This is a genomic window from Streptomyces sp. NPDC090108 (assembly GCF_044747185.1).
Taxonomy (GTDB): Bacteria; Actinomycetota; Actinomycetes; order Streptomycetales; family Streptomycetaceae; genus Streptomyces.
Map to the genome: position 1 here is coordinate 435,108 of NZ_JBIVDQ010000007.1, position 25,667 is coordinate 460,774.

The following is a 25,667-nucleotide window of genomic DNA, read 5'->3' on the forward strand; positions in this document are numbered from 1 at the left end:
CATAGGAATCAGGAGCACGAGGGAGCGATCATGGGCGATGGGGGCACCTCCCGCGCGGGCGGGTTCGGGCGCGAAGGAGCGCGGAAGACCGCCGAGGGGCTGTCGTACCTCTCCGGTTTCGGCAACGAACACGCCTCCGAGGCCGTGCCGGGCGCCCTGCCCGAGGGCCGCAACGCGCCGCAGCGCGCACCGCTCGGCCTGTACGCCGAGCAGCTGAGCGGCACCGCGTTCACCGAGCCGCGGGCGCACAACCGCCGCTCCTGGCTGTACCGGATCCGTCCTTCGGCCGCGCACCCGGCGTTCACCCGTACGGGCAACGGCGCACTCCGTTCGGCCCCTTTCACGGAGACCGTCCCCGACCCCAACCGGCTGCGCTGGAACCCGCTGCCCGAGCCGCCGGCCGGGACGGACTTCCTGGCGGGGCTGTGGACCCTGGGCGGCAACGGCGACACCGCGCAGCGCACCGGTATGGCCGTGCACCTGTACCACGCCGACTCCTCGATGGAGCGGGTCTTCTCCGACGCCGACGGGGAGCTGCTGATCGTGCCCGAGCGGGGCGGTCTGCTGCTGCACACCGAGTTCGGGCGACTCCATGTGGAGCCCGCACATGTGGCGCTGATTCCGCGCGGGGTGCGCTTCCGTGTGGAGCTGCTCGATGAATCCGCGCGCGGATATGTGTGCGAGAACTATGGGGCGCCGTTCCGGCTGCCCGACCTGGGCCCGATCGGCGCCAACGGTCTGGCGAACGCACGGGACTTCCGGGCGCCGGTGGCCGCCTACGAGGACGTGACGGGTCCGGTGGAGGTGGTGAACAAGTACTGCGGCAACCTCTGGACCGCCACCTACGACCACTCCCCGCTCGATGTGGTCGCCTGGCACGGCAACCATGTGCCCTACGTCTATGACCTCCGCCGTTTCAATGTGATCGGCAGCATCTCCTACGACCACCCCGACCCGTCCATCTTCACGGTCCTGACGTCTCCCTCGGACACCCCGGGGCTGGCCGGGGTGGACTTCGTGGTCTTCGCGCCGCGCTGGCTGGTGGGCGAGGACACCTTCCGGCCGCCGTACTTCCACCGGAACGTGATGAGCGAGTACATGGGCCTGGTCGAGGGCGCGTACGACGCCAAGGCGGAGGGCTTCGTGCCGGGCGGCGGCTCGCTGCACAACATGATGTCGGCGCACGGCCCCGACCGGGAGACCTTCGACCGGGCGAGCGCCGCGGAGCTGAAGCCGCACCGGATCGACGACGGGCTGGCGTTCATGTTCGAGACCCGCTGGCCGGTCACCCTCACGCAAGGGGCGGCGGAGGCGGATCACCTCCAGGAGCGGTACGACGACGTGTGGCGGGGACTCGAACGTCACTTCCGCCCGGAGTGACCCGTCCATTGCGCCGACCGTTCACCGACAGGTACGGATAGCACTGTGACCTCTTTCGCTCCGGATTCGATAGTCCTGAACCGCAAGCTGCCGCTCTGGTACCAGGTGTCGCAGTCGCTGCGCGCCTCGATCCTCGGCCGCTCGCCGCAGGACCCGCTGCGCCTGCCCACCGAGCAGCGGCTCGCGGAGCACTACGGGGTGAGCGTGCTGACCATGCGGCAGGCGCTGAAGGAGCTGGAGGACGAGGGCCTGATCAGCCGGCACCGGCGGCGCGGCACCTTCATCGAACCGGGCGTGCGGCGGGGCGCCCCGGTGCGGCTGCTGGGCTCGGTGGACGCGATCGTGGCCCAGCAGTCCGGGATGACGACCGAACTGCTCGACCACGGGCGGGTGCCGGTGCCGCCCGGTCTGGCCGAGCACTTCCCGGACCTCGCCGAGGTGGCCGTCTACCACCGTCTGCGCGGCGACGAGCGGACCGGCGAGCCGACGAACCACGCCGTCAACCACGTGCGTCCCGAACTCGCCGCCCGCATCGACCCGTCGGACCTGGTGCGCTGGCCGATGACCAAGGTGCTGCGGGACGTGGTGGGCGCGGACATCGGCCGGATCACGGACACCGTGGAGGCCCGGCTGGCCGACCCGGAGACGGCACGTCTGCTCCAGGTGCCGCTGCTCAGCCCGATCCTGCACTACACGGGGATCACCTACGACGCGGGCGGCCGGGTGCTGGACGTGGCGGTGATCCACTACCGGGGCGACCGCTTCTCCTTCACCGTGACCCTGGAGGCCACCTGATGCCCGGCCGCCGCGCCGGACGGGCGGCGGCGGGCTCCCGGGCACCGGTCCGTAACCGGCTCCCGGCGCGAACCCAGGCCGTACGATGCCCAGCGTGACGCACGACGACGCGCCGCCGCTGGCAGACCTCATGCCGTGGTCCGTCGCACCGCCGCGGCCCGGCCGCGCCTGGCCGACGGCACCCGATCCGGCGTCCCTGAAGGCCCGTTGGGAGGCCCTGCTGCGGGCCCGGGGCCCGCACCGGGAGGCCCTGTTCGAACCGACCCGGGCCCGTACGACGCACTCGGCGGTGGGGCAGCTGCCCGGCAGGCGCACGGGCACCGAACGCCTGGCGCGCGCCGAGGGGCCCTGCGCGGAACCGGTCCGTGTGCTGACGGCGCCGTTCGACGAGCAGTGGCTGATCCCGGACCACCGGCTGCTCGACACGGCCAGGCCGGAGCTGTGGCGGGTGGCGGACGAGCGGCAGGTGTTCGTGGTGGAGACGGGCGCGGTCGCCGAGGGGGAGTTCCCGGTGCTCGCGACCTCCCTGTTCCCCGCCCTGCGCACGGGCCGCGTCCGTCCGCTGTACCGACGGCCGGGCGGCGCCGAACCCAACCTGGCGCCGGGCCTGCTGGACCATCTGGGCGCCCTGCTCGGCGAACTCCCCTCCCCCGTCGACGTCCTGGCGTGGATCCTGGCCGCGGTCCGTCCCGACCTCACGGTCCCGCTCACCGCGGACGCCGGGGTGTGGTCCCGGGGAGTGGCGTCGGGGCGGCGCGCGATGTGGCTCATGCGGCGCGACGGCGAGCGCCCCAAGCTGCCCGGCGGGCGCCGACCGTACGTCAGGGCCCCGCTGCCGGGCCGCCCGCTCGCCCTCTCCTACGACCGTGACACGCAGACCCTGTGCGTCGACGAGGGCCGGGTCTCCCCCGTGCCGCCGGAGGCGTGGGACTACGAGGTGGCCGGAGTCCGGGTCCTGGAAGCCTGGTTCGCGTCTCGCACGGCCCCCGGCGAACCCGGAACCCTCGCGGCGATCCGCCCCACGTCATGGCCGCAGTCCTGGACGTCGGAACTGCTCGAACTCGTCACGGTCCTGGCGCTCCTCGCGGAACTCCGCCCGCAGCGCACGGCGTTGGCCTTCACCACCCCCATCACGGCCACGGACCTGCGCAACGCGGCCGTCCTTCCGGCGCCCCGCTCCGCCCGCCGCCCCGCCTCGGTCCTCGACCACCAGGAGGAAGGCCCGGAAGGCCAGTTCGCGCTGCTCTAGGGGGTGTGGTGCGCGCCCGTCCAGCCGGGGCCGACGGCAGGAGAACCCGGAGCGGCGCCGGGTGGAGACGGGTGACTGAGGGGCCGGGCCCGCGTTCGGCCGGGGTGCCGTGGCGGCGCCGCGCGCCGTGGGGATGACGGAGCGCGGGCACGGCATGGCGCCGTGACGGTGTGGTGGCCTGAACGCGGGCTCGCAGAGCGTGATCACCGCGCGGAGCGGGACTACGGGGAACGCCGGTACGTCCGGGACCCGAGCGGAATCCGCACAGGATCCGCCCGGTACTCGCTCAGAACGTGCTCACTGCCCGCCGAACAGCGAACGGCGGAGCCTGCGCAGGGGCGCGAAGAGAGAGACCCGGCTGACACGCGTGCCGCGGTCACTGCGCTGGTGCGCGGTGTCGCGGTTGGTGAGCTCACGCATCAGTGAGGTCGCCTCGACGGTCTCCCGCTGCGGTATGGCGGGCCCCGCCAGCACCGAGAGATGGCGGTCGAGACGCGAACTGGTCGCGCTGCTGCCGCAGGTGATGGCAGGGATCCTGGCCCTGCTGCGCATCGCTATCTGCTCCATGTCACTCCCCACCCGTACAAGTCCACCCGGCCCGGGCAGGGTAACCCTATCGCCCCATTGGGGCATGCGGGTATCTCGCCCACAGGATTCACCTTCCCCGCAAGGCGGTTGATCATCCCCATTTGACTACTCTCCGAATCCGACCGAATTCAGGGTGAGTTGGACAATGGGCTGGCCGGTGGGCTGCGGTGAGCCGCCGTCGGGCTCGACGGTCACGGCGAGTGACGTGGACGACTTCTCCAGACCGGAGGCGACCAAGGGCGTGTCGCGCCCCAGGAGCCCGAGGGAGCGCGGTTGCGCGTGGGGGCGCATGACCCACAGCTGGCGTACGCGTCCACCGGACGGGGTGCCGTAGCCGCTCAGGGTGACGACGGCGCGGCCCTGGGAGGCCGACGCGATCACGGCGATGCCGCGCCCGTGGCCGTCCTCGCTGCCGGCGGCGCGGGCGTCGGGCGCGGCGAGAACGTGGGCGATCTCACGCGCCTGGGCCCGCTCGGCGTCGAGCCGGTCCTGGGTCCGGCCCGCCTGGACCGCGAAGAGGGAGGCGACGACGAGGGCCGCGGCGGCGGTCGCCGTGGCGAGCGGGGCGAGGAGGGGGCGTGCCCGGGGGACGCGGGCACGGGCCGGCGGCGGCTGGACTCCCCATACGTGCGGGGGGAGTTGGGAGGAACGGGACCGCGCGGGGGGCTGCGCCGCTTCCTGCGGGGTGGTGCGGACGGCCGCGAGGACGCGGTCGCGCAGGGCCGCCGGAGCGGGTGCGGCGGTGGAGAAGGCGAGGCGCACGGCGTCCTCGGACAGGGCACGGACCTCGGCCGCGCAGCGGTCACAGGTCCCGAGGTGCTTCTCGAAGCGGCGCCGCTCGCCGGGTTCGAGGGCGTCGAGCGCGTAGGGGGCGGCGAGGGAGTGCGGGTCCTCGCGGCGCAGCAGCCGGCCGAAGAAGCTCACGCGGCACCTCCCAGGCACGCGCGCAGCCGGGTGAGCCCGTCGCGCATCCGGGTCTTGACCGTGCCGAGCGGCAGTTCCAGCCGCTCGGCGACCTCGCGGTAGGTGTACCCGTCGTAGTAGGCGAGGGTCACGGACTGACGCTGGAGGGCGGTGAGCCGGTCCAGGCAGCGGCGCACCCATTCGCGTTCCAGACCGGCCTCGACCTCCTCGGCGACCTGGTCGAAGGCGGGTTCCCCGGCGCGCAGGGCCTCCCGCTGCTCGCGCTCGCCGGCCGCGCGGACGCTGCGCACCCGGTCGACGGCGCGGCGGTGGGTGAGGGTGAGGATCCAGGACAGCGCGCTGCCCCGGACCGGATCGAACCGCGCGGCGGAGCGCCACAGTTCGAGCAGCACCTCCTGGGAGACCTCCTCGGACTGGGCCGGGTCGCGCACGATCCGCCGTACGAGACCGTAGACGGGGCCGGACACCAGTGCGTACAGATCCTCGAACGCCCTCTGGTCCCCGGCGGCCACGCGCACCAGCAGTTCGTCCGCCCGCACCCCGGCCCCCTCCGCCTGGCTCCTGTGGCCGCAGCCCGGCCTGCCTCTGACCCCACGCATCCGCACGAACGCACACCTCCGGTGGGTGGTACGGATCCGCGGGCCGGAAACGCGGGCCGGAAAGAAGGAAAAGAAAATTCCCGTCCGACCAATCCGGACGGCCCCCTCCCTCCGTATACCCGTCCGTCAAAGGCAAGTCGGCACTGAGGACGGACGGCATGACTCCTCTCTTCTCCAGGAGCGGCACAGGACGCAAGGGCCTGATCCCGCTCATATGCGGTGCGCTGGCAGCCGGGGGGCTCGCAGCGGCCGGCGCCACCGCGCTGGGACCCGAGGCGGCCTACGCCTCCTCCCACCGGGAGGCCCCGCTGATCTCGGGCACCCCGCAGTACGACAACACCGACCTGTACGCGTTCGTCAGCCCGGACAAGCCGGACACGACGACGATCGTCGCCAACTGGATCCCGTTCGAGGACCCGGCGGGCGGCCCGAACTTCTACACGTTCGCGGACGACGCCCAGTACGACATCCACATCGACAACAACGGCGACGCCCAGGGCGAGATGGTGTTCCGCTACACCTTCAAGACCCGGACGAAGAACGGGAACACGTTCCTGTACAACACCGGTCCGGTCACCAGCCTGGCCGACCCCGACCTCAACGTCACGCAGACGTACGACATCGATCTGGTCCGGCTCAGGAATCAGCGCGTGGTGTCGAAGACGAAGCTCGCGGACGACGTGCCGGTGGCTCCGTCGAACGTCGGCAAGGCGTCCATGCCGGACTACGGCAAGCTGCGGTCGCAGGCCGTCTACCGCACGGCGGGCGGCGCGACGACCTTCGCGGGCCAGGCGGACGACCCGTTCTTCCTGGACCTGCGCGTCTTCGACCTGCTGTACGGCGGCAACCTCACCGAGGTCGGCCGGGACACCCTCAAGGGCTACAACGTCAACACGATCGCCCTCCAGGTCCCCAACGACCTGATCCGCGAGTCCGCCGGACAGCCGGTGGTCGGTGTCTGGTCCACCACCCAGCGCCGCAACGCGCGCGGGGCGTACACGCAGGTCTCCCGGCTCGGCAACCCGCTGGTCAACGAGGTGGTCAACCCGCAGAAGGACAAGGACAAGTTCAACGCGTCCGCGCCCTGGGACGACGCGCAGTTCCTGAAGAACGTCACGCAGCCCGAGCTTCCCAAGCTGATCGAGGGCATCTACAAGATCAAGGCGCCCGCCGAGCCGCGCAACGACCTGGTGGACGTGTTCCTCAAGGGCGTCAAGGGCCTCAACCAGCCGCCGCACGTGCGGCCTTCGGAGGAACTGCGCCTGAACACCTCGATCAAGCCGAGCATGCATCCCAAGCGGCTCGGGGTGCTGGACGGTGACAACGCGGGCTTCCCGAACGGCCGTCGGCTGACCGACGACGTGGTGGACGAGGCGCTCCAGGTCGTGGAGGGCGAACTGCTCGGCACGAAGAACGACCTGGGCGACGCGGTCGACAAGAACGACAAGGGCTTCGGGAAGTACTTCCCGTACGTCGCCGAGCCCACCTCGGGTTCGCGCGGCCCGCTCGCCAAGGGCACGACCGCGGGCGCGGACGTGCGCAGCCAGCTCGGTGACGCGCTCCAGCCGGCCGGTTCCGTCACCGGAGGCACGGACAACACGGTGCTGATCGCCGGTTCGGCCGCCTCGGGCGCCGCCGGGATCCTGCTGATCGGCACCGCCGTCGCGTGGTGGCGCCGCCGGATGCAGCGCCCGTACTGACCACACCCCCACCGGGCGGCGCGGCCCGTTCCCCCCACCCCCCACCCCCACGGCGGGCCGCGCCTTCCCCCCACAACCCCCCACGTCCCGAACAGCATCGGGCGACGGCACCGGCACCAGGCGACCTAGGAGAGGGCATGGCCCCGCGTACGCATGACGAGGAGACGGGCGGACGGGACGAGGAGACCCGTGCCCGGACCGGCCGGCCGGCCGTGGAGCCCGGCGCCTCTTCCGGCGCACCGGCCGACGCGGAGGCCACGCCCGCCGACGTGCGGGACGCGGGAGCCGGCGCTCCGGCGGGCCCCGGGCCGGAGCGGGAAGCCGGCGAACCCGCCGATGAGCCCGCCGACGAGCCCCATGGCCCCCGCGGAAGCGGGAACGAGGAAGCGGGGGCGCCTCGGGCGGCCCGTGCCGGGTGGCGGCGGCGGAGCGTCCGGACCGCCGGCTGTGCCGTCCTGCTGGCCGTCGCCCTGACCGGCGGCGCGATCGCCCTCGGGGCGGACCGGGGCGGGACGCCCGTGGCGGCGGCCGCCTCGGACGCCGTCGATCCGGGCGTGCTGGCGAGCGGGAACCTGGACGCGGGCATCGCCGCCACGCAGGCGCATCTGCGTGCGCAGCCGAAGGACTACGGCAGCTGGGCCACACTGGGCCTGGCCTACGTCGAACAGGCGCGGACCACGGCGGATCCGGGGCGGTACCCGCAGGCGGAGAAGGCCCTGAAGCGGTCCCTCGCGCTGGCCCCCGGCAACGACCAGGCGCTGGCCGGCCGGGCCGCCCTCGCCGCCGCCCGGCACGACTTCGCGCACGCCCTGACCTACGCGGACCGCGCACTGGCCCAGAACCCCTACAGCGAAAGGGCGTTGTGCTCCCGGATCGACGCCCTCGTCGAACTCGGCCGGTACGACGAGGCGTCCAGGGCGGCCGACACCGCCGACACCCGCAAACCCGGCGTGCCGGTCTTCACCCGGTACGCGTACGTGCGTGAACTGCGCGGGGACGTGACCACCGCCCGCCGGGTGCTCGGCCAGGCCCTCGCGGGCGCCACCTCCCCCGGCGATGTCGCCTACGTGGCCACCCAGCTCGGCCAACTCGTCTGGAACCAGGGCGACTACGCCTCCGCGCTCACCTTCTACGCGCGCGCTCTCGCCGCCGACGAGACCTATCTGCCCGCGCTGGAGGGCCGGGCCCGCGCACAGGCCGCGACCGGGCACCGGGCGGAGGCGATCAAGGGCATGGAGACGGTCGTCTCCCGCGCGCCGCTCCCCGGCCCGCTGGTCGAACTCGGCGAGCTGTACGAGGCCCGGGGCGCGGCCGGCGATCCGGCCCGGGCCCGCGACCAGTACGCGCTGGTCGACGCGTGGATCGCGCTGGCCCGCGCCAACGGCGTGGACGCCGACCTCGACACCGCGCTGGCGGCCGCGGAGCACGGCGACAGGGCGGCCGCCCTGCGCGCGGCCCGCGCCGAGTGGGGCCGCCGTCACACCGTGCACACCGCGGACGCCCTCGCCTGGGCGCTGCACGTCAACGGCCAGGACAGGCAGGCCCTTTCGTACGCCCGGCAGGCCACGGCGACCGGCTACCACAACGCGGCGTTCCTCTTCCACCGCGGCATGATCGAGCTGGCCACCGGCCACGCGCGGGACGGCCGGGCCTCCCTGAAGGCGGCGCTGAGGCTCAACCCCGGCTTCTCCCCGCTGGGGGCGGCCGCGGCCCGCAAGGCGCTGGAGGCCGCGAAGTGAGTCTCCGCCGCCCGCTCGCCGGCGCCGCGGCCGTCCTCACGGCCGCCTGCGCGCTCGCGCTCGGCCCCGCCCCGGCCGCGAGCGCGCACCCGCTCGGCAACTTCACCGTCAACCGCTACGACGGTCTCGTCGCCGCCCCCGGCCGGCTCCGCGTGGACCATGTGGAGGACCTCGCCGAGATCCCGGCGACCCAGGCCCGGCCGGACCTCGAACGGCTCGGTGTCGCCGAGTGGGCGCGCCGGCGCTGCGCGCAGGCCGCCAGGGACAGCGAACTCACCGTCGACGGCCGCAGCGTCCCCCTCACCCCGCGGACCGCCTCCGCCCGGCTGCGCCCCGGACAGGCCGGGCTGCACACGCTCCGCGTGGAGTGCGCGCAGACGGCACCGCTGCCCCGGAACACCACCGTCACCGTCGGCTTCCGCAGCGCCGGCACGCCCTCCGGGCCCGGCTGGCGGGAGATCACCGCCCGGGGCGACCGGATGACCCTCACCGCGTCCGACGTGCCGGAGAAGTCGTCCTCCCGCCGGCTCACCGTCTACCCCAAGGAACTGCTCTCCTCCCCCGCGGACACCTCCGGCGCCCGGCTGCGGGTGCGACCCGGCGGGCCCGCGCTGGCGGCGGAGCACCAGGAGGCCCCGGCCGCCTCGATCCTGCCCCGGGGCGCGGACCGCTGGACCCAGGCCCTGAACGACCTGGTCGCCCGGCACGATCTCAGCGTCGCCTTCGCCTCCCTCGCGCTGCTCATCGCCGTCGGACTCGGCGCGCTGCACGCGCTGGCTCCGGGGCACGGCAAGACGCTGATGGCCGCGACCGCGGCGGCGCGCGGCGGGCGGGCCCGGATGAAGGACGTGCTCCCGCTCGCGGCCTCGGTCACCGTGACGCACACCCTCGGCGTGGTCACGCTGGGCGCGCTCGTGACCGCCGGCTCGGCCGCGACGCCCTCGGTGATCGCGTGGCTGGGCCTCGCCAGCGGCGCCATGGTGCTCGCGGCGGGCGCCAACCTCGTACGCCGGGCCTGGCGCAACAGGCCCCAGGGGGACGGTCCTGGGCACAGCCACGGGCACGGGCACGCCCATCCGCACCTCCACCCCCACGAACACGGCCATGCCGAAGCCCACGCGCACGAACACGAACACGAACATGATCACCGGCGCGAGGACGCGCACGACCACACCCGGGAGCGCGCGACGAGCCGCCCGTTGGCACTGGCCGCCGCCCCCACCGGCGCCCCGGCCGCGAAGCACTCCCCCGAGCCCCACACCCACGAGCACGGACACGAGCACGGGCACGAGCACGCTCACGAGGGCGGCCACACCCACGGCGCCCACACCCACACCCACGGCGGTCACACCCACACCCATCCCACCGCCCCCACCCTCCGCGGCACGATCCTGCTCGGGTTCGCCGGCGGCCTCGTGCCCAGCCCGTCCGCGGTGGTCGTGCTGGTCGGTGCCGCGGCGCTCGGGCAGGCGTGGTTCGGGCTGCTGCTGGTGGTGGCGTACGGCGCGGGGCTCGCGCTGACGCTGACGGCCGCCGGGTTCGCCGTCGTACGGCTGGGTTCGGGGGTCGGCAGGCTGCTGGAGCGGCGGCCGCGCTGGACCGCCCACCCGGCCACCGCCCTGGCCCGCCGGACCGTACCGCTGGCCTCCGCGCTCGTCGTGCTGGCTCTCGGCGCCGGATTGGTGTTCAAGGGGGCCGCATCCGTGCTCGGCTGAGCTACTTTTGTGGAGGAATCACGTGAGATGCCGTGGGGGGCGCTCGTGTCCGAGGACCCGGAACGTGAACGTGTGATCGCGGGACGCTACCGACTGCTGTCGCCGCTCGGCGAGGGCGGCATGGGCACGGTGTGGCGCGCCCGCGACGAAGTGCTGCACCGCGAGGTGGCGGTGAAGGAGGTACGCGCGCCCGCCGGACTCCCCGCGGGGGACGTCGAGCGGATGTACGCCCGGCTGGAACGGGAGGCCTGGGCGGCCGCCCGGGTCGCCAACCGCAACGTCGTCACCGTGTACGACGTGACGCGGGAGGACGGCCGCCCCTGGATCGTGATGGAGCTGGTGCGCGGGCTGTCCCTGGCCGACCAGCTTGACGCGGAGGGCCCGTTGACGCCGCAGCGGGCCGCGCACATCGGGGCCGAGGTGCTCGCCGCCCTGCGGGCCGCGCACGCCGTCGGGGTGCTGCACCGGGACGTGAAGCCCGCCAACGTGCTGCTGGCCAACGACGGCCGGGTGGTGCTGACCGACTTCGGGATCGCCACCCTGGAGGGCACGTCCGCGCTGACGATGACCGGCGAGGTGATCGGGTCCCCCGAATTCCTCGCCCCCGAGCGGGCGTTGGGCCGCACCCCGGGTCCGGAGTCGGACCTGTGGTCGCTGGGCGTGCTGCTGTACGCGGCCGTCGAGGGCAACTCCCCGTTCCGGTACGACACTCCGCTCAGCACCCTGCGCGCCGTGGTGGAGGACGAACTGCCGCCGCCGCGCCGGGCGGGGCCGCTGGCGCCCGTCGTCGAGGCGCTGCTGCGCAAGGATCCCGCCGAACGGCTGTCGCCCGGGCGGGCCGAGCAGGATCTGCGGCTGGTCGCCGCGGGCGGGACGCCCCGAGCGGACACCGCGCCCTTCTCGTCGTCCCCGCCCGGGCCGTCCCGGACGCCGTACCCGCCGACGGTCGCCGCGCAGCCGCGGCGGCCCGGCCCCACACCGCCGATGCCGGTGCCGGTGCCCGCCGGGTACGCGGACACCCGGTCCGGGGGCGGGGGCGCCCACGGGCCCACGGCCACGACCTCGCCGGACGGGCCGGGGCGCCGCCGCGGCGCGGGGGCGGTGCTGGTCGCGGGGCTGTTCGCGCTGGCGCTGGCGCTGGGCGGACTGACGTACGCGCTTCTCGACCGGGGCGGCGGCGACGGGGACGGCGGCAAGCCGGGCGCGGGCGGTACGGCGTCCTCCACGGCGCACTCCTCCGCCACGGGCACCGGCACCGACGCGGACACCGGGACCCCGCCGCCGGCGCCGACGACCGGTGCCGCGAGCAGCCGTCCGGCTCGGTCCGTGCGGGTGACGGTGACCGGCGAGCACACGGGGTACGAGGGGACGTGCCCGCCGCCGGACGCGCGGGCACCGGCGTTCACCGCGACGTTCACGGTGGGCCGGGTGCCGGAGCAGGTGGAGTACCGGTGGGTGCTGGCCCACGGGTCGTTCGCCGGATCGGGGTGGCGGACGCTGTCGTTCCCGGCGGACGGCGGGCGGACGCAGCAGGTGCGGGTGACGGTGAGCGCCTGGTCCGGCAGCGGAGCGATCGAGAACGAGATCGCGGTGGAGGTGCGGTCCCCGGTGCGGACCACGTCTCACTCGGTGCCGTTCTCGATCACCTGCGCGACGGCGGAGACCCCGTCGGACGGGGCCTCCGCCTCCTCCTCGCCCACGCCCTGACCGTCACCGGGCCGGACGTGCGCGGAAGTTCACCCGGACGGGTTCACCCCGTCGGGCCGTACGGTCCGCCCGTCAGGAGGCGGCGTTCGTGAGCACCGGCAGATAGCCGCCGGACTGCCCGGCCGAGGTGGGGTGGTACGACTGGCCGATGTTCAGCCAGTCGACGCTGTGCAGCCAGGAGCTGCCGGAGCAGATCTGGTGACCGGAGAACGTGGTGCGGACGTCGCCGAAGGTGAAGCCATGGGCCTGGGCGCGGGTCTGGATGACGCCGTCCATGTAGTCGGAGGCGTTGTTGATGGCGGACCGCTTGGTCTCGGACAGGCCCAGGCAGCTCTGTCCGAGCAGGTAGAAGCGGGGGTAGCCGAGCACGACCACGCGGGCCGAGGGGGCCTTGGCGCGGATCGTGTCGTAGAGGTTGTCCAGCTTGCCCGGGAGCGTGGAACCGACGTACGCGCGGGCCGTGTTGATGCGGTTCAGGCAGGAGCTGTCGGACTGCAGGACGCAGGTCGTCATGACGTCGGCGAAACCGGCGTCGTTGCCGCCGATGCTGATGGAGACCAGGCCGGTGGAGGAGCTGAGCGAGCCGAGCTGGCCGGCGAGCACGTCGTCGGTGGTGGCGCCGGAGCAGGCGTTGAAGGCGAAGGAGGAGGGGTGGTGCGCGGCGTTCCACAGGTACGGGTAGGCCAGGGTGCTGCGGTCGCAGCTGCCGCTCGAGCTGATGTAGCTGCCCGATCCGACGCCGGAGGAGTAGGAGTCGCCGAGGGCCACGTAGCCGCCGGTGACGGCGTTCGTGGAGGCCTGTGCCGCCGCGGCCCCGCCGAGTCCGAGGCCGGCGGCGAGGAGGAGCGAGGTCACGTATGCCGCGATTCGGGAACGTCTCATGGAACCTCCCTTTAGCAGGATCTCTGCGTCAACTTTGGTAGCGGCTACGCGCGTTGCCTGGAAGTGGTCATGTCAAGACTTTCGATGATCTCGACCGTTTCGCGACGGAACCGACGCGGGATGTTCACCGCCCGACCATTGCGTATGCATGTCGGCCGTGTTGCGGGAAGCGCCGACCCGCCCGTCCGTGACCGCACTCGCGGCATCGGACGACCGGTATGGAACGCATGTCCACGGCATCGGGGCCGTCTTGACGGGCCGTGCGCGGGTGGGCCACATTGAAGCCCGGCATCCGGCGCGTCGGGGGGCAAAGTCGCCAATGCAGACCTTGCGTATCAAGACACCTTCACAAGGCGGCGTCGGCGACGACGCCGGGCGGAAGCGGCCAGGTCCGGGGAGGAACCTGTCACCGCTGCTCGCGGGTGCCGCGACCGCCGCCGGCGGGGCCGGTGCGCTGCTCGCGCTCATCGGTTCCGGTTCGCCGCTGCGAGGTCCGCTCGCGCTGTTCTTCCTGCTCGTCACGCCGGCGGCGGCGATCGCCGTGGGCCTGCGCGGGCTGGATCCGTTCGGCCGGGCGGTGGCCGCACTTGCGGGCGCGGTCGCCCTGGACATGCTGGTGGCCCAGGGGATGCTGGCCGTGCACCGCTGGTCGGTCCGCGGCGGGCTGCTCGCGGTGACCGCGCTCAGTCTGCTGCTGCTCGCGGGCTTCCTCGCGCGAGTGAAGTTCAGTTCGAAGAATCACCCGAAAGAGTGAAGAACGTCGCTCAAGGTTGTGTAACGGCCAAACCAACAAAATCGTGAGACCCGTACCAGGCCTTGCGATTCTGCTTCAATCGTCAATACCGTCGTACATCTCACCCGCATCGGTCCGTCAGCACACGGTTCAGGGGAGGGCTCAGGGCCGTGGCGAACCGGCGCGGGGCGCGGTAGGGGGGTGACGCGCTCGGTGACCGCACCAGGTGACCGGGCCGTGCCGCGCGACCGGCTGCCTTCTTCCGACGGCGGTCCGGCCAGCTTTGCCAGCTCTTCTCGGCGTGCGGAGAAAGCCGCGCCGCGCCCGGGACGAGAACCCCCCTTTCGAACCGGACACATAGCGGGGCCGCCCAGGGGCGGGCGGTCCACCGGACGAGAGGGACCGACCACAGTCATGAGTTCAGTTCTGCGCCCGCCGAGTTCGGGCAAGGATCCGTCGATCGCCGTGCACTACCGGCCGATCTCCACGCACCTCGCGATCACTCCGCCGGTGAGCGTGGTGATCCCCGCCATGAACGAGGCGGAGAACCTGCCGTACGTCTTCAAGACGCTGCCGGACTGGATCCACGAGGTGGTACTCGTGGACGGCAACTCCACCGACGACACCGTCGAGGTGGCCCGCTCCCTGTGGCCGGGCGTGAAGGTCGTCGAGCAGCACGGCAAGGGCAAGGGGGATGCCCTGATCACCGGGTTCGAGGCGTGCAGCGGCGACATCATCGTGATGGTCGACGCGGACGGCTCGGCCGACGGCAACGAGATCGTCTCGTACGTCTCCGCGCTGGTCTCGGGCGCCGACTTCGCCAAGGGCTCGCGTTTCGCCAACGGCGGCGGCACCGACGACATGACCTTCATCCGCAAGCTGGGCAACTGGGCGCTGTGCACCATCGTCAACCGCAAGTTCGGCGCCCGCTACACCGACCTGTGCTACGGCTACAACGCCTTCTGGCGGCACTGCCTCGACAAGATCGACCTCGACTGCACCGGCTTCGAGGTCGAGACCCTGATGAACATCAGAGTGGTCAAGGCCGGGCTGAAGGTGCAGGAGATCCCCAGCCACGAGTATCTGCGCATCCACGGCATGAGCAACCTGCGGGCCGTACGCGACGGGCTGCGGGTGCTGCGCGTCATCCTGGGCGAGCGTTCCAACCGGCGTGATCTGCGCCGCCGCCGGCGTCACGTGCGGCTGCTGAACACCGGTCAGGGAGACGTGTCTTGAGAGATCCCGGCATCTCTGTCGTGATCTGTGTGTACACCGAGGACCGCTGGGAGGACATCCTCGCGGCGGTCTCCTCGGTGCGCGCGCAGTCGTACCCGGCACTGGAGACGCTCCTGGTCGTCGACCACAACCCCGCGCTGCTGGACCGGCTGACGCGGGAGTACAAGGAAGGGACGGGCCCGCGGGTGCTGCCCAACGCGGGCCCGCGCGGCCTGTCCGCGGGCCGCAACACCGGCATCGCCGCCTCCCGCGGCGAGGTCATCGCCTTCCTGGACGACGACGCCGTGGCCGAACGGCACTGGCTGCGCCGCTTCGCCGAGGGGTACGCCGATCCGCGCGTGATGGCGGTCGGCGGCCGCACGGAACCGGTCTGGGCGTCCGGCAGGCGCCCCGCCTGGTTCCCCGAGGAGTTCGACTGGGTGGTGGGCTGCACCTACCGCGGCCTGCCGCCCGGCCGGGTCCGGGTCCGCAACGTCCTGGGCGGCAACGCCTCGTTCCGCCGGGCGGCGTTCGAGGCGGCGGGCGGCTTCGCGACCGGCATCGGACGCGACGGCGACCGGCGCCCGCTGGGCTGCGAGGAGACGGAGCTGTGCATCCGCCTCACCCGCGCCCGGCCCGACGCCGTCCTGCTGATCGACGACCGCGCGGTGATCCACCACCGCGTCCCCGAGCCCCGTGAGCACTTCGCCTACTTCCGCACCCGCGCCTACGCCGAGGGCCTGTCCAAGGCGCTGGTGGCCCGGAGCGTCGGCGCGGACAAGGGACTCGAGTCCGAACGCCGGTACGCCACGCGGGTGCTGCCCGCGGGCGTGGCACGCGGACTGCGCGACGCGCTGCTCGCCCGGCCGGGCGGCGCGGGCCGCGCGGGCGCGATCGTCGCGGGGGTGCTGACGGCCGCGGGAGGGTACGTCGTGGGGAGTGTGCGGGCCCGGCGCGGGGCCATGGAGTTCACCGTGGGGCCGGTCGGGCCGGGCACCGCCCCGGACGGCCCCGGGGACACGCCCGCGGGGGTCCGCGGGGAACACGCCGCGGCGGGCGGCGCCGAGGCCGGGGAGGCGGGGGCATGAGCAGCGCGGCCGTACCGATTCTGATGTATCACGCGGTCGCCACCGCGCCCAACGACGCCACCCGGGTGCTCTCGGTCGCGCCGGAGGCCTTCGCCGAGCAGATGGCGCTCATCGGCGATCTGGGGCTGACCCCGGTGACCACCGGAGAGCTGGCGGCCCGCTGGCGTTCCGGACGGCCGCTGCCGGCCCGGCCGGTGCTCATCACCTTCGACGACGGGTACGAGGGCGTCCACCGGCACGCGCTGCCCGTGCTCGCCCAGCACGGGTTCCCGGCCACGCTGTTCGTGTCCACCGGCTGGATCAGGGGCGCCCACGACACCGGAGGCGGCCTCGACACCATGCTGGACTGGGCCCAGACCCGCGAACTCGCGGGCTCCGGTGTGGAGATCGGCGGACACAGCCACACCCATCCGCAGCTCGACCAGCTCGACGACGCCACGCTGACGGCGGAACTGACCCGGAGCACCGAGATCCTCACCGGTGAACTCGGCACGCGCCCGGTCTCGTTCGCCTACCCCTACGGCTACTCCAGCCGCCGGGTCCGCCGCGCCGTCCGGGCCGCCGGGTACGGCCAGGCGCTCGCCGTCGGCAACGCTCTCGCCCGCCGCCGGCAGGGGCCGTACGCCCTGCAGCGCGTCACCGTCCGCCGCACCACGGGCGTCGAGGAGTTCGAGCGGCTGCTGCGCGGCAGCGCGATCACCCGCACCTTCGCCCGGGACCGTGTCCTCACCAAGGGGTACGCCCTCGTCCGCAGAGCCCGCCAGGTACGCCGGAAGGCCATCAGCTCCCGTGTCTGACACGACCACCGCAACCGAGGCCGCCGCGCCCGGAACCGAGGAGCCCGGCCGGCCGGGACGCCGGCTGCGCCTGCCCGGACTGGGCCGCTCGGGCGGCGGCGACCAGCTGTTCCGCAACGCCTACGCGCTGATGCTCAACACCGGCATCTCCGCCGTCCTCGGACTCGGCTTCTGGCTCGCCGCGGCGCGCTACTACCCCGAGTCGTCGGTCGGCCAGGGATCGGCCGCCATCGCCGCGATGAAACTGCTCGCCGGGCTGACCGCGGTCACCCTGACCGGCGCCCTGGCCCGCTTCATCCCGGTGTCCGGACAGCGCACCGGCAAGCTCATCTTCGGCACCTACGCGGGCAGTTCACTGGTCGTGGCACTGGCGGCCGGCGGCTTCCTGCTGACGCTGAACGCGTGGGGGCCCTCGTACCGCTTCCTGCACGGGCCGCTGAACGGGCTCGGGTTCATCGCCGCCGTCGTCGCCTGGAACGTGCTCACCCTCCAGGACGGGGTGCTGACCGGGCTGCGCAGCGCGCCCTGGGTGCCGGTCGGCAACACCGTGTTCTCGGCGGTGAAGCTGGCCCTGCTCGTCGCGTTCGCCGTGGCCATCCCGGCCACGGGTGTCTTCGTGTCCTGGGTCGCCGCGATCGCCACCTCGGTGGTGCCGCTGGGCTGGCTGGTGTTCCGGCGGCTGGTGCCCCGGCACGTCCGGGCGACCGCGGACCACGCCAGACCGCCCACGTTCCGGGAGATCGGCAGGTTCCTCGCCGGGGACTACACCGGCTCGCTGTTCTCCCTCGCCGTGGTCTACCTGGTCCCGGTGATCATCGCCTCGCAGGTCAGCTCCGAGGACAACGCGTACTTCTACATCACCACGACCATAGGCGGCACGACCAACCTGCTCGCCATCAACATGGGCGCCTCCCTGACCGTGGAGGGTTCGCACGAGCCGGCCCGGCTGGCCGCCGACACCCGGGCCGCGCTGAAGCGGATGGCCCGGATCATGCTGCCGATCGCGGCCGTGCTGTTCATCGGCGCGCCCTGGATCCTCGGCGTGTTCGGCGCGGGCTACGCGGACGCGGCGACCCCGCTGCTGCGCTGGTTCGCGGTCGGCGCGGTGCTGCGCGTGGTGATGGAGACCCACTTCGCGGTGCTGCGCGCGCAGAGCCGCACCGCCGGACTCGCCTGGCTCCAGGGGCTGTTGTGCGTGCTGGTGCTGGGTCTCACCCTGCTGCTCCTGCCACGGATGGGGCTGACCGGTGCGGGCGTGGCCGAGATCTCCAGCCTCGCGGTGATCGTGGCGATCGCCGCGCCGAAGCTGTGGCGGACCATCAGATCGGTGCCCGCCGACGCCCCCGCGGCCGGGGCGCCGGACGGGGACCTGGCCGACCTGGGGGCGCGCGAGCGGCCCGCCGGGCAGGCGTCCCGGCGGCGCGGTCCGGCCTGGGCGCTGGACGACGACACCCTCACTCTCGGCGTCCACGTCGACTTCGACCATGTCGAACGGCGCCCGGACGTCCGCCCCGGCCCGGGCACCCCGCCCGCCGGGACACCCGTGGAACCGCCCGCGGGGCCATCCGCGGGCCGGCCTTCGGGACGGTCCCCGGAACAGCCCTCGCGACCACCAGCGGGGAAGCCCTCGGGACAGCCGGCGCCCGGCTCGACGGGCGAGGCGGACCCGGAGGCCGGTACGGCGGACGCCGGGGATGCACCCGACGGGCCGGGCTCGCAGCCGTACACGCGTCCGGGGCCGACCCGCACCGGGGTCGTCCTCGGCTGCCTGCTGGCCGCCGCGCTGCTGCTGTACTGGGTGCCCGTGCTGCGCCTCGGCGACGCCGATCTGGACCGGATGGGCGGGCTCGGGCTGATCTCCGTGCTGCCGCTGCCGACCCTGGCCGGGGCCGCTCTGCTCGTCGTGGTGTTCGCCGGGCTGCTCCGGCAGCACCGCGAGCACCGCGCGCTGCTGCTCATCACCCTGCTGGCGACCGTGGTGTCCCTGCACGCGCTGCCGGCCGTCATCGAGGCCGAACCGCGGTTCCCGACGGCCTGGCAGCACCTCGGCTTCATCGACTACATCGACCGCACCGGGTCCGCCGTGCCCGACCTGGACGCCCGCTGGAGCTGGCCGGGCTTCTTCGCGGTGGCCGCGTTCGTGGGCCGGGCGTGCGGCGTCACCGACTTCACGGAGATCATCCGCTGGTGGCCGACGGCCGTCCAACTGTCCTATCTGGCACCGATGTTCCTGCTGACCCGGTCGCTGCGGGCGAGCTGGCGGGCCAAGTGGACCGGTGTGTGGTTCTTCGTGCTGTGCGGCTGGGTCGGCCAGGACTACTTCTCCCCGCAGGGCTTCACCTATCTGCTGTATCTCGCCTTCGTGGCGATCCTGCTGGTGTGGTTCCGCGCCCCGCACGTGATCTGGACCAGGTTCCGCCCCGGCGAGGCCGAGGTGGAACCGGCCGGCCGGCGCCAGCGGGCCGTGCTGCTGCTGGTGCTGACCTCGTCGTTCGCCGCCAGCGTCCCGGCCCACCAGCTCACGCCGTTCGTGATGCTGGGCGTCCTCGCGGCCCTGGTGCTGCTGCAGCGCTCCGAACTGCGCGGCCTGCCGCTGCTGTTCGCGGTGGTGGTCGCGGCCTGGGTCGGGTTCATGGCGGAGCCCTACTGGTCCGGGCACTTCGACGAACTGTTCGGCGGGGTCGGCGGGGTCGGCAGCAATGTCTCGACCTCCGTCTCCGGCCGTATCCAGGGCGGCAGTTCGACGCACAAGCTGGTGCTGTACACCCGGGTGCTGCTGGCCGGTTCGGTGATGGCGCTCGCCTGCTGGGGCTGGTGGCGCCGGCGCCGGAGCCAGTACCGCGAGCGTTCGCTGCTGGTGCTGGCCTTCGTGCCGTTCCTGGGCTTCGGCATGCAGTCGTACGGCGGTGAGATGGCGCTGCGCGTCTTCATGTTCGCGCTGCCGGGCGCGGCCCTGCTCGGCGCGCTCGCCCTCTTCCCGCGCACCGGTGTCACCGCGCGGGAGCGCGAGCGGGACCGGCGGAATCCCGCCCCGCTGGCCGCGCTGCTCGCCGGTCTGCTGCTCATGGGCGGCTTCCTGGTGGCCCGCTGGGGCAACGAGCCGTTCGAGCGGATCCGGCCCGGCGAGGTCGCGGCGATGGACTGGGTGTACGCCCACGACAAGCCGACCGTACGGCTGCTGTGGCTGAGCAACGACACCGTGAACGACGTGACCCCGGCGATGCCGTGGGGCGCGCGGGACATGGAGCGCGTGAACTACGTGCCGACACTGGCGCCGCCCGATCCGGCGCTGGTGTCGGGGCTGGTCAAGGCGCTGAAGGACGCGGGCCCGAACTCGTATCTGATGGTGAACGAGAGCCAGGCCACCTATCTCAGGCTGGACGCGGGCTACCCGGCGGGCTGGGACTCCCGGCTGACCCGCAACCTGGACGACCGTCCGGAGCTGACGAAGGTCCTGGTCAACGACGACGTCGCCGTGTACGCGATGCGTGTACGGCCGGCGGGCGCGGTGCCGAGGGCGGATCCGGGGCCGATCGGGCCGCAGGTGACGTGGACGCCGTGGTCGGTGGTCGGCGCGCTGGCGGCCGTCGCGCTGATCGTGCTGCTCACCGCGCGCGAGCTGGTGCGTGTCGCGACGCCGCCGAGCGTGCGCAGGCTGCGCCGGCTGCAGGGCGCCTTCTGGTTCTCGCTGCCGCTGCTGGCGCTGTTCCTGGCCTCCCTGGTGCAGCGGTTCCTCACCATGAAATGAGGCGGGCGACGGGGCGGGATGGCTCCTCAGCCGGTACGGCGGTCGAGCCACCGCACCTCGTACGCGCCCATCGTGAACCGCTTCCCGTCGACCTCGGCGCTGATGGGCCGGTCCAGGGTGTTCACCACCAGGGCCGTGCCGGCGCTCGCCAGGACGCGCACGTTGGGCACGTCGTCCTCGGCGACGGACACCTTCTCGTACCGGGTGCCCGGCGGGAACGCCTCGCCGAACCGGGACACCAGGTCGTACATCGGCAGTTCCCTGCCTCCGCCGGCGCTGTCGGTCGGTGTCCACAGGCAGCCGGGGCAGGAGGTCCCCTTCTCCTCCTCCGGGTTCCAGTAGAAGCCGGAGGAGGCACCGCCCTGGACCATCGCGATCAGGGCGGTGGCGTGCACGGCGCGCCGGTGGGCCTCGGTCCAGCCCGTGCGGTCGTCGTTGCCGTCGGCGGGCTCGACGTAGTACTCGGCCCACCACAGGGGCAGTCCGCGGGTCCGTGACCGCACCCACTCGCTCACCGCGGTCAGCTTGCCGGTGGCCCCGAACTCGTCGGGCAGCATCTCGTCGTCGTTGGTGTAGCTGGAGCCGTCGACGACCACGAAGTCGGCGCCCGCCTTGTGGGTGTTCCAGTAGTCGAAGGCGTCGAGGACCCGCTGGTCCATGGCGCCCCAGGGGCCCCGGAAGGTGGTGGAGGCGCCGTCCTGGCGGGGGTCGACGCTGTCCATGACGAGGTACGGGCCGCCGACCATGATGCCGGGGTCGACCTTCTTGAGGGCCTTGTAGACGAGGTTGTACATCTCCGTGTAGCCCTCGTAGTCCCAGCGGCCCGCGGAGTCGTTCCAGAAGCCCTTGAACTCGTTCCAGACGACGAAGTGCCGTACGTCGGGGTAGCGCCGGGCGACGGTGGCGGCGAGGTCGGCGAAGTCCTGGTAGTGGCCGGGGGTCGGCGCGGTCTCCAGGGCCGACCGGCTCCAGTCGGTGTTGCCGACGCCTGCCCGGCCGCCCTTCATCCAGTCCGGCGAGCAGCACAGCGTGACCACGGGCGTGCCGCCCGACCTGCGGATGAAGTCGATACGGCGGTCCATCGCGCCGAAGTCGTAATGCCCCTTCACCGGCTCGGGGTTGTCGGCACCCCAGCCCATCAGGGCCTGGTCCTGCGGCAGGCCGCCGGTCTTCTCCAGCAGCCCCTCGACCCGGTCGCCGGCCGTTCCGCTGCCCTCGTCGGCGCTGTACTGGGTGTGGGTGAATCCCCAGCCCACGGAAGCGTCCGCGTTGCGCGCGGGGGTGGCGGGCGTGCCGTGCACCCGGTCGCCCTGACGCGTGGTGCCGCCGGTGTCCGGATCGGCCCCCGGCAGCGTGTTGAGCAGGGTCAGCAACAGGGCGAGGGCGGCCGCGCCCACACCGAGCAGGGCGGTGAGCCGCCACCGCCGAGCCCCCGTATACCACTCATGACGTCCCATCGAGGACCACAGTAACCGGGGAGAGGGGGCGGGGGGAGGTCTTGGCCACACCGGGACAACACCCGGAAGAAGGGGCGGAAATGCCGTGCGCGGAGTGCGTCCGTGCCGGATCATGGCGGCATGTCAGCGAACCCACACGACGCTCTGCCGATCAGGCTCAACGTCGACGACTCCGACTCGCCCTCCGATGTCGTGGACGCGCTGTTCCTCGGACGCTTCGCGACGGGCGAGCAGCCGTACTCGCACGCGGCCAACATCGACCGGGTGCGGTCCGGCGCGACCCTGCTGCCGGAGGGGGCCCGGGTGCTGCGGATCGCCCGGGACGAGGACCGCAGCGCGACCCTCGCCGAGGGCGACGGCTGGACCCTGCTGGTCTCCCGCTGGAACCGGGGCGCGGACGTCACGGTGACGGCGACCACCGCGGAACTGGCCAAGCAGGTCCTGGACCGGGCCACGGACGGCGCGACCGACGAGCCGGAACCGCAGCCGGAGAACGTGACCATGGGCTTCTGGTACGTCTCCCCGAGGCGCGGCCCGCACCGCACCACCCGCCAGATCTCGGCGGGCACCTGGGACGAGGTCCGCCCCAACTACACGGCGCCGGTGGCCGAGGCGATGGACCGGCTGATGAAGACGACGCCGGAGGACATCGCCGGCCGGCTGCTCCTGCTGCACGGTCCGCCCGGGACCGGCAAGACCTCGGCGCTGCGCACGCTCGCCCGGTCCTGGCGGGACTGGTGCCAGGTGGACTGCGTGCTGGACCCCGAGCGGCTCTTCTCCGACGTCGGCTATCTGATGGACATCGCGATCGGCGAGGAGGACGGCCCGGGCAAGGGCCGCTGGCGGCTGCTCCTGCTGGAGGACTGCGACGAGCTGATCCGCGGCGAGGCCAAGCACACCGCGGGCCAGGCCCTGTCCCGGCTGCTCAACCTCACCGACGGCCTGCTCGGCCAGGGGCGCAACGTCCTGGTCGGCGTCACCACCAACGAGGACCTGGAGCGGCTGCACCCCGCGGTGGTCCGCCCCGGCCGCTGTCTGGCCCGTATCGAGGTGGGTCCGCTGACCCGCCGGGAGGCGGTGGACTGGCTGGGCACCGAAGAGGGCCTGGGCCGCGAGGGCGCGACCCTGGCCGAGCTGTACGCGCTGCGCCGCGGCTCGTCCCCGACGGCCGTGCCGGGCGCGCGGGGCGAGGCGGACGCGGGACTGTACCTCTGAGCGCCCGGACGGCCCAGGGGCGTGACTCCCCGGTCCTCGCGGGTCCGTGAGGACCGGCTAAGACCGGGAGGACCGGCGAGGACCGGGGAGTCACGCCCCTGGCGTCCTTACGCCTTGTGTTCGCCGTAGGCCGCCCGCAGGGCGTCCCGGACGGCGGCCAGCGCGTCGTCCTCCGCCAGGCCCAGGCGGCGGGCGCGCTCCGCGTAGGCCTGGGCGGCCGCGGAGGCCTCGCGTTCGGCGGCCGAACCGGCGGCGGCCACGTAGGTGCCGTGCCGGCCCCGCGTCTCGATCACCCCGTCCCCCTCCAGGGCCCGGTAGGCCTTCGCCACCGTGTTCACCGCGAGCCCCAGCGACTCGGCCAGCCCGCGCACCGTGGGCAGCCGGTACCCCACCGGCAGCACCCCCGACCGCGCCTGCTCGGAGATCTGCGCACGCACCTGCTCGTAGGGCGGCGCGCTGTCATCGATGTGGATCTTCAGGCTCACAGGGCCGATTGTCCCCCAGCGGAGGGAAAATGAGAGGCACTCCGGCCAGCCCGGCCGTACGGTGCCTGCCCATGACTGTCATCGTGCGCGACCTGCGGCCCGATTCCCCGGACGACCTGGAGGGCTTCGTCCGCGTCCGCCGCCTCGCCCTGCCCTTCATCCTGTTCACCCCGGACTCGGTCCGTCACCTGCTCACCCGCACCCCTCCCGACGCCCGCTTCCGCTCGCTCGTCGCGGAGGAGGACGGCGAGGTGATCGGCACCGCCCAGGTGGCCCTGGCACACGACAGCACGGAGCCGGGCCAGGGGTACCTCAACGTCTACGTACGCCCGGACCGGACCCGGCGCGGCGCGGGCGAGCTGCTCGTCCGGGCCGGCGAGGAGCATCTGGCCGCCAACGGCGCGAACAAGGTGTACGCCTGGCTGCTCGACGAGCCGGGCAACCGCGCCTTCGCCGGGCGGCACGGCTACACCCGGGGCCGCCCCGCCCACTTCCTGCGCCTGGACCTCACCGACGGCACCCTGCCGCCGCTCCCGGAGATCCCGCCGGGTGTCGTGCTGCGCACGGCCGCCGAGTTCGCGGACGATCCGCGGCCGCTGTTCGAGCTGGACGCGGAGACCGTGTCGGACGAACCCGGTGACATCACCTACGCGTTCACGGACTACGAGGCCTGGCTCGCGCAGACCTGGAACCACCCGCTGCTGGACCGCGAGCTGACCGTGGCCGCCGTCGCGGACGGCCGTCCGGTCGCCTTCACCGTGGCCTACACCGACGGCGGTGCCCGCTACTCCACCGCGATGACCGGCACGGCCCGCGCCCACCGCGGCCGGGGGCTGGCCAGGCTCGCCAAGACCCACTCGCTGCACCGGGCCCGCGCGGCCGGGTTCACGGAGGCCTTCACGGGCAACGACGCGGGCAACGACCCGATGATCGCGATCAACAAGCGGCTCGGGTACGAGATCTGCGGTACGGAGGTGCGCTATGTCCGTGAACTCGGCTGAATCCGGCGGGCGGGTGGAGGTCGTCCTCGTCAAGGCGGGCCGTACGAAGATCCGTTACGCGGCGGAGCTGCTCGGCGACGACGGCACCCGGATCACCGTCCGCGCCCCGTGGGCGGGCGAGGGCGTCCGCGACTTCGGCTTCGTGCGCTTCGAGCCGGGTGACGTGTTCACCGAGCACTACTGGCGGGACCGCTGGTTCTCGGTGAAGGAGGTCCGCGCCGGGGACGGCACCCTCAAGGGCTGGTACTGCGACATCACCCGGCCCGCCGCGCTCTCCGGCGGCGAACTGGTCGTCGAGGATCTCGACCTGGACCTGTGGCGCTCCGCCGACGGCGGGGACGTACGGCGCCTGGACGAGGACGAGTTCGCCGAGAGCGGGCTGGCGGAGAGGGACCCGGGGGCCGCGGCCGCGGCCGTGGCGGCGCTGGACGAGCTGGAGGCGCTGGCCCGCGCGGGCGGCTTCGGTTCACTGCTGGCCTGAGGCTCCCGCCGTACACGGCCGCCGGGAGCGCGGGGCGTCTCCCTATGTACACGGCCACCGGAGCGCGGGGGCGTCTCCCGCCGTACACGGCCGCCGGGAGCGCGGATGCGTCTCCCGCCGTGCACGGCCGCCGGGAGCGCGGGAGCGTCTCCCGGCGGCCCCGGCTCCC

General features: G+C 73.3%; 21 protein-coding genes. 15 read left to right on the forward strand and 6 right to left on the reverse strand.

Translation table 11 applies throughout. The features are described 5' to 3' along the window. Positions 1-30: 30 nt before the first annotated feature. The 3 genes from hmgA (at position 31) to ACIPRD_RS25995 (ending at position 3,424) form a co-directional block, all read left to right on the forward strand. A complete protein-coding gene (hmgA, locus tag ACIPRD_RS25985; protein ID WP_401566332.1) occupies positions 31-1,380 on the forward strand; it encodes a homogentisate 1,2-dioxygenase in 1,350 nt (449 codons plus the stop codon). A 45-nt stretch (positions 1,381-1,425) separates the two neighbouring features. Continuing rightward, positions 1,426-2,175, forward strand: a complete 750-nt coding sequence (locus ACIPRD_RS25990) for a GntR family transcriptional regulator (RefSeq protein ID WP_356399982.1) — start codon at positions 1,426-1,428, stop codon at positions 2,173-2,175. An 85-nt stretch (positions 2,176-2,260) separates the two neighbouring features. Beyond that, on the forward strand, positions 2,261-3,424 hold the full coding sequence (locus ACIPRD_RS25995) for a type ISP restriction/modification enzyme (protein WP_401566336.1): 1,164 nt from the start codon (positions 2,261-2,263) through the stop codon (positions 3,422-3,424). A 297-nt stretch (positions 3,425-3,721) separates the two neighbouring features. Here the strand turns inward: ACIPRD_RS25995 and ACIPRD_RS26000 are convergent, their stop codons facing one another. The 3 genes from ACIPRD_RS26000 to ACIPRD_RS26010 all read right to left on the reverse strand — a co-directional run bounded on the left by ACIPRD_RS26000 (position 3,722) and on the right by ACIPRD_RS26010 (position 5,475). Then, positions 3,722-3,991, reverse strand: a complete 270-nt coding sequence (locus ACIPRD_RS26000) for a hypothetical protein (RefSeq protein ID WP_356399978.1) — start codon at positions 3,989-3,991, stop codon at positions 3,722-3,724. Between the two features lie 126 nt (positions 3,992-4,117). Further along, positions 4,118-4,936 carry an anti-sigma factor domain-containing protein gene (locus ACIPRD_RS26005; RefSeq protein WP_401566338.1) on the reverse strand — a complete coding sequence of 273 codons (819 nt, stop codon included), beginning with the start codon at positions 4,934-4,936 and terminating at the stop codon, positions 4,118-4,120. Beyond that, complete coding sequence (locus tag ACIPRD_RS26010; RefSeq protein WP_356399974.1) at positions 4,933-5,475, reverse strand: sigma-70 family RNA polymerase sigma factor; 543 nt, start codon at positions 5,473-5,475, stop codon at positions 4,933-4,935. Before ACIPRD_RS26010 ends, ACIPRD_RS26005 begins: the two co-directional genes overlap by 4 nt. Before the next feature lie 218 nt (positions 5,476-5,693). Here ACIPRD_RS26010 and ACIPRD_RS26015 point away from each other — a divergent pair, with 218 nt between their 5' ends. The 4 genes from ACIPRD_RS26015 (at position 5,694) to ACIPRD_RS26030 (ending at position 12,396) form a co-directional block, all read left to right on the forward strand. Beyond that, a complete protein-coding gene (locus tag ACIPRD_RS26015; protein ID WP_401566340.1) occupies positions 5,694-7,235 on the forward strand; it encodes a DUF4331 domain-containing protein in 1,542 nt (513 codons plus the stop codon). A gap of 137 nt (positions 7,236-7,372) precedes the next feature. Continuing rightward, positions 7,373-8,974: a tetratricopeptide repeat protein gene (locus ACIPRD_RS26020; protein WP_401566342.1), complete on the forward strand. Its 1,602-nt coding sequence runs from the start codon at positions 7,373-7,375 to the stop codon at positions 8,972-8,974. Next, the gene (locus tag ACIPRD_RS26025; RefSeq protein ID WP_401566345.1) at positions 8,971-10,689 is read left to right on the forward strand and encodes a nickel transporter; all 1,719 of its coding nucleotides are present in this window, start codon (positions 8,971-8,973) and stop codon (positions 10,687-10,689) included. Before ACIPRD_RS26020 ends, ACIPRD_RS26025 begins: the two co-directional genes overlap by 4 nt. A gap of 27 nt (positions 10,690-10,716) precedes the next feature. Further along, positions 10,717-12,396, forward strand: coding sequence for a serine/threonine-protein kinase (locus ACIPRD_RS26030; RefSeq protein ID WP_401566347.1), 1,680 nt, complete (start codon positions 10,717-10,719; stop codon positions 12,394-12,396). A gap of 72 nt (positions 12,397-12,468) precedes the next feature. Here the strand turns inward: ACIPRD_RS26030 and ACIPRD_RS26035 are convergent, their stop codons facing one another. Beyond that, entirely contained in the window at positions 12,469-13,278 is an 810-nt protein-coding gene (locus ACIPRD_RS26035) for an SGNH/GDSL hydrolase family protein (RefSeq protein ID WP_356399964.1), read from the reverse strand. Between the two features lie 187 nt (positions 13,279-13,465). On the opposite strand from ACIPRD_RS26035, the gene ACIPRD_RS26040 reads away from it, so the two are divergent. From ACIPRD_RS26040 to ACIPRD_RS26060, 5 genes are all read left to right on the forward strand, one after another. Continuing rightward, complete coding sequence (locus ACIPRD_RS26040) at positions 13,466-14,032, forward strand: hypothetical protein (RefSeq protein WP_401566350.1); 567 nt, start codon at positions 13,466-13,468, stop codon at positions 14,030-14,032. Positions 14,033-14,425: 393 nt separating this feature from the next. After that, on the forward strand, positions 14,426-15,247 hold the full coding sequence (locus ACIPRD_RS26045) for a glycosyltransferase family 2 protein (RefSeq protein ID WP_401566353.1): 822 nt from the start codon (positions 14,426-14,428) through the stop codon (positions 15,245-15,247). Then, a complete protein-coding gene (locus ACIPRD_RS26050; RefSeq protein ID WP_356399957.1) occupies positions 15,244-16,314 on the forward strand; it encodes a glycosyltransferase family 2 protein in 1,071 nt (356 codons plus the stop codon). The genes ACIPRD_RS26045 and ACIPRD_RS26050 overlap by 4 nt, the downstream gene beginning before the upstream one ends. After that, on the forward strand, positions 16,311-17,111 hold the full coding sequence (locus ACIPRD_RS26055; RefSeq protein ID WP_401566357.1) for a polysaccharide deacetylase family protein: 801 nt from the start codon (positions 16,311-16,313) through the stop codon (positions 17,109-17,111). The genes ACIPRD_RS26050 and ACIPRD_RS26055 overlap by 4 nt, the downstream gene beginning before the upstream one ends. Next, on the forward strand, positions 17,104-20,859 hold the full coding sequence (locus tag ACIPRD_RS26060; protein WP_401566360.1) for a lipopolysaccharide biosynthesis protein: 3,756 nt from the start codon (positions 17,104-17,106) through the stop codon (positions 20,857-20,859). The genes ACIPRD_RS26055 and ACIPRD_RS26060 overlap by 8 nt, the downstream gene beginning before the upstream one ends. Positions 20,860-20,885: 26 nt before the next feature. On the opposite strand, the gene ACIPRD_RS26065 is transcribed toward ACIPRD_RS26060, so the two are convergent. Further along, complete coding sequence (locus ACIPRD_RS26065; protein WP_401566363.1) at positions 20,886-22,316, reverse strand: xylan 1,4-beta-xylosidase; 1,431 nt, start codon at positions 22,314-22,316, stop codon at positions 20,886-20,888. A 120-nt stretch (positions 22,317-22,436) separates the two neighbouring features. On the opposite strand from ACIPRD_RS26065, the gene ACIPRD_RS26070 reads away from it, so the two are divergent. Beyond that, positions 22,437-23,531: a DUF5925 domain-containing protein gene (locus ACIPRD_RS26070; protein WP_356399949.1), complete on the forward strand. Its 1,095-nt coding sequence runs from the start codon at positions 22,437-22,439 to the stop codon at positions 23,529-23,531. Between the two features lie 107 nt (positions 23,532-23,638). Here ACIPRD_RS26070 and ACIPRD_RS26075 read toward each other — a convergent pair whose 3' ends face one another. Beyond that, positions 23,639-24,016 carry a GntR family transcriptional regulator gene (locus ACIPRD_RS26075; RefSeq protein WP_401566366.1) on the reverse strand — a complete coding sequence of 126 codons (378 nt, stop codon included), beginning with the start codon at positions 24,014-24,016 and terminating at the stop codon, positions 23,639-23,641. Between the two features lie 71 nt (positions 24,017-24,087). On the opposite strand from ACIPRD_RS26075, the gene ACIPRD_RS26080 reads away from it, so the two are divergent. Next, positions 24,088-25,017 (forward strand): GNAT family N-acetyltransferase, encoded by a 930-nt coding sequence (locus tag ACIPRD_RS26080; RefSeq protein ID WP_401566369.1) that lies wholly within the window; start codon positions 24,088-24,090, stop codon positions 25,015-25,017. Further along, positions 24,998-25,498: a DUF402 domain-containing protein gene (locus ACIPRD_RS26085; protein ID WP_401566372.1), complete on the forward strand. Its 501-nt coding sequence runs from the start codon at positions 24,998-25,000 to the stop codon at positions 25,496-25,498. The genes ACIPRD_RS26080 and ACIPRD_RS26085 overlap by 20 nt, the downstream gene beginning before the upstream one ends. The last annotated feature ends 169 nt before the right edge of the window (positions 25,499-25,667 follow it).

Excerpts from the sequence above, each read along its gene's own strand:
- hmgA (WP_401566332.1), top strand. The coding sequence starts at position 31 with ATGGGCGATGGGGGCACCTCCCGCGCGGGCGGGTTCGGGCGCGAAGGA.
- ACIPRD_RS25995 (WP_401566336.1), top strand. The coding sequence starts at position 2,261 with ATGCCCAGCGTGACGCACGACGACGCGCCGCCGCTGGCAGACCTCATG.
- ACIPRD_RS26000 (WP_356399978.1), bottom strand. The coding sequence starts at position 3,991 with ATGGAGCAGATAGCGATGCGCAGCAGGGCCAGGATCCCTGCCATCACC.
- ACIPRD_RS26015 (WP_401566340.1), top strand. The coding sequence starts at position 5,694 with ATGACTCCTCTCTTCTCCAGGAGCGGCACAGGACGCAAGGGCCTGATC.
- ACIPRD_RS26020 (WP_401566342.1), top strand. The coding sequence starts at position 7,373 with ATGGCCCCGCGTACGCATGACGAGGAGACGGGCGGACGGGACGAGGAG.
- ACIPRD_RS26030 (WP_401566347.1), top strand. The coding sequence starts at position 10,717 with ATGCCGTGGGGGGCGCTCGTGTCCGAGGACCCGGAACGTGAACGTGTG.
- ACIPRD_RS26035 (WP_356399964.1), bottom strand. The coding sequence starts at position 13,278 with ATGAGACGTTCCCGAATCGCGGCATACGTGACCTCGCTCCTCCTCGCC.
- ACIPRD_RS26045 (WP_401566353.1), top strand. The coding sequence starts at position 14,426 with ATGAGTTCAGTTCTGCGCCCGCCGAGTTCGGGCAAGGATCCGTCGATC.
- ACIPRD_RS26055 (WP_401566357.1), top strand. The coding sequence starts at position 16,311 with ATGAGCAGCGCGGCCGTACCGATTCTGATGTATCACGCGGTCGCCACC.
- ACIPRD_RS26065 (WP_401566363.1), bottom strand. The coding sequence starts at position 22,316 with ATGGGACGTCATGAGTGGTATACGGGGGCTCGGCGGTGGCGGCTCACC.
- ACIPRD_RS26070 (WP_356399949.1), top strand. The coding sequence starts at position 22,437 with ATGTCAGCGAACCCACACGACGCTCTGCCGATCAGGCTCAACGTCGAC.
- ACIPRD_RS26080 (WP_401566369.1), top strand. The coding sequence starts at position 24,088 with ATGACTGTCATCGTGCGCGACCTGCGGCCCGATTCCCCGGACGACCTG.
- ACIPRD_RS26085 (WP_401566372.1), top strand. The coding sequence starts at position 24,998 with ATGTCCGTGAACTCGGCTGAATCCGGCGGGCGGGTGGAGGTCGTCCTC.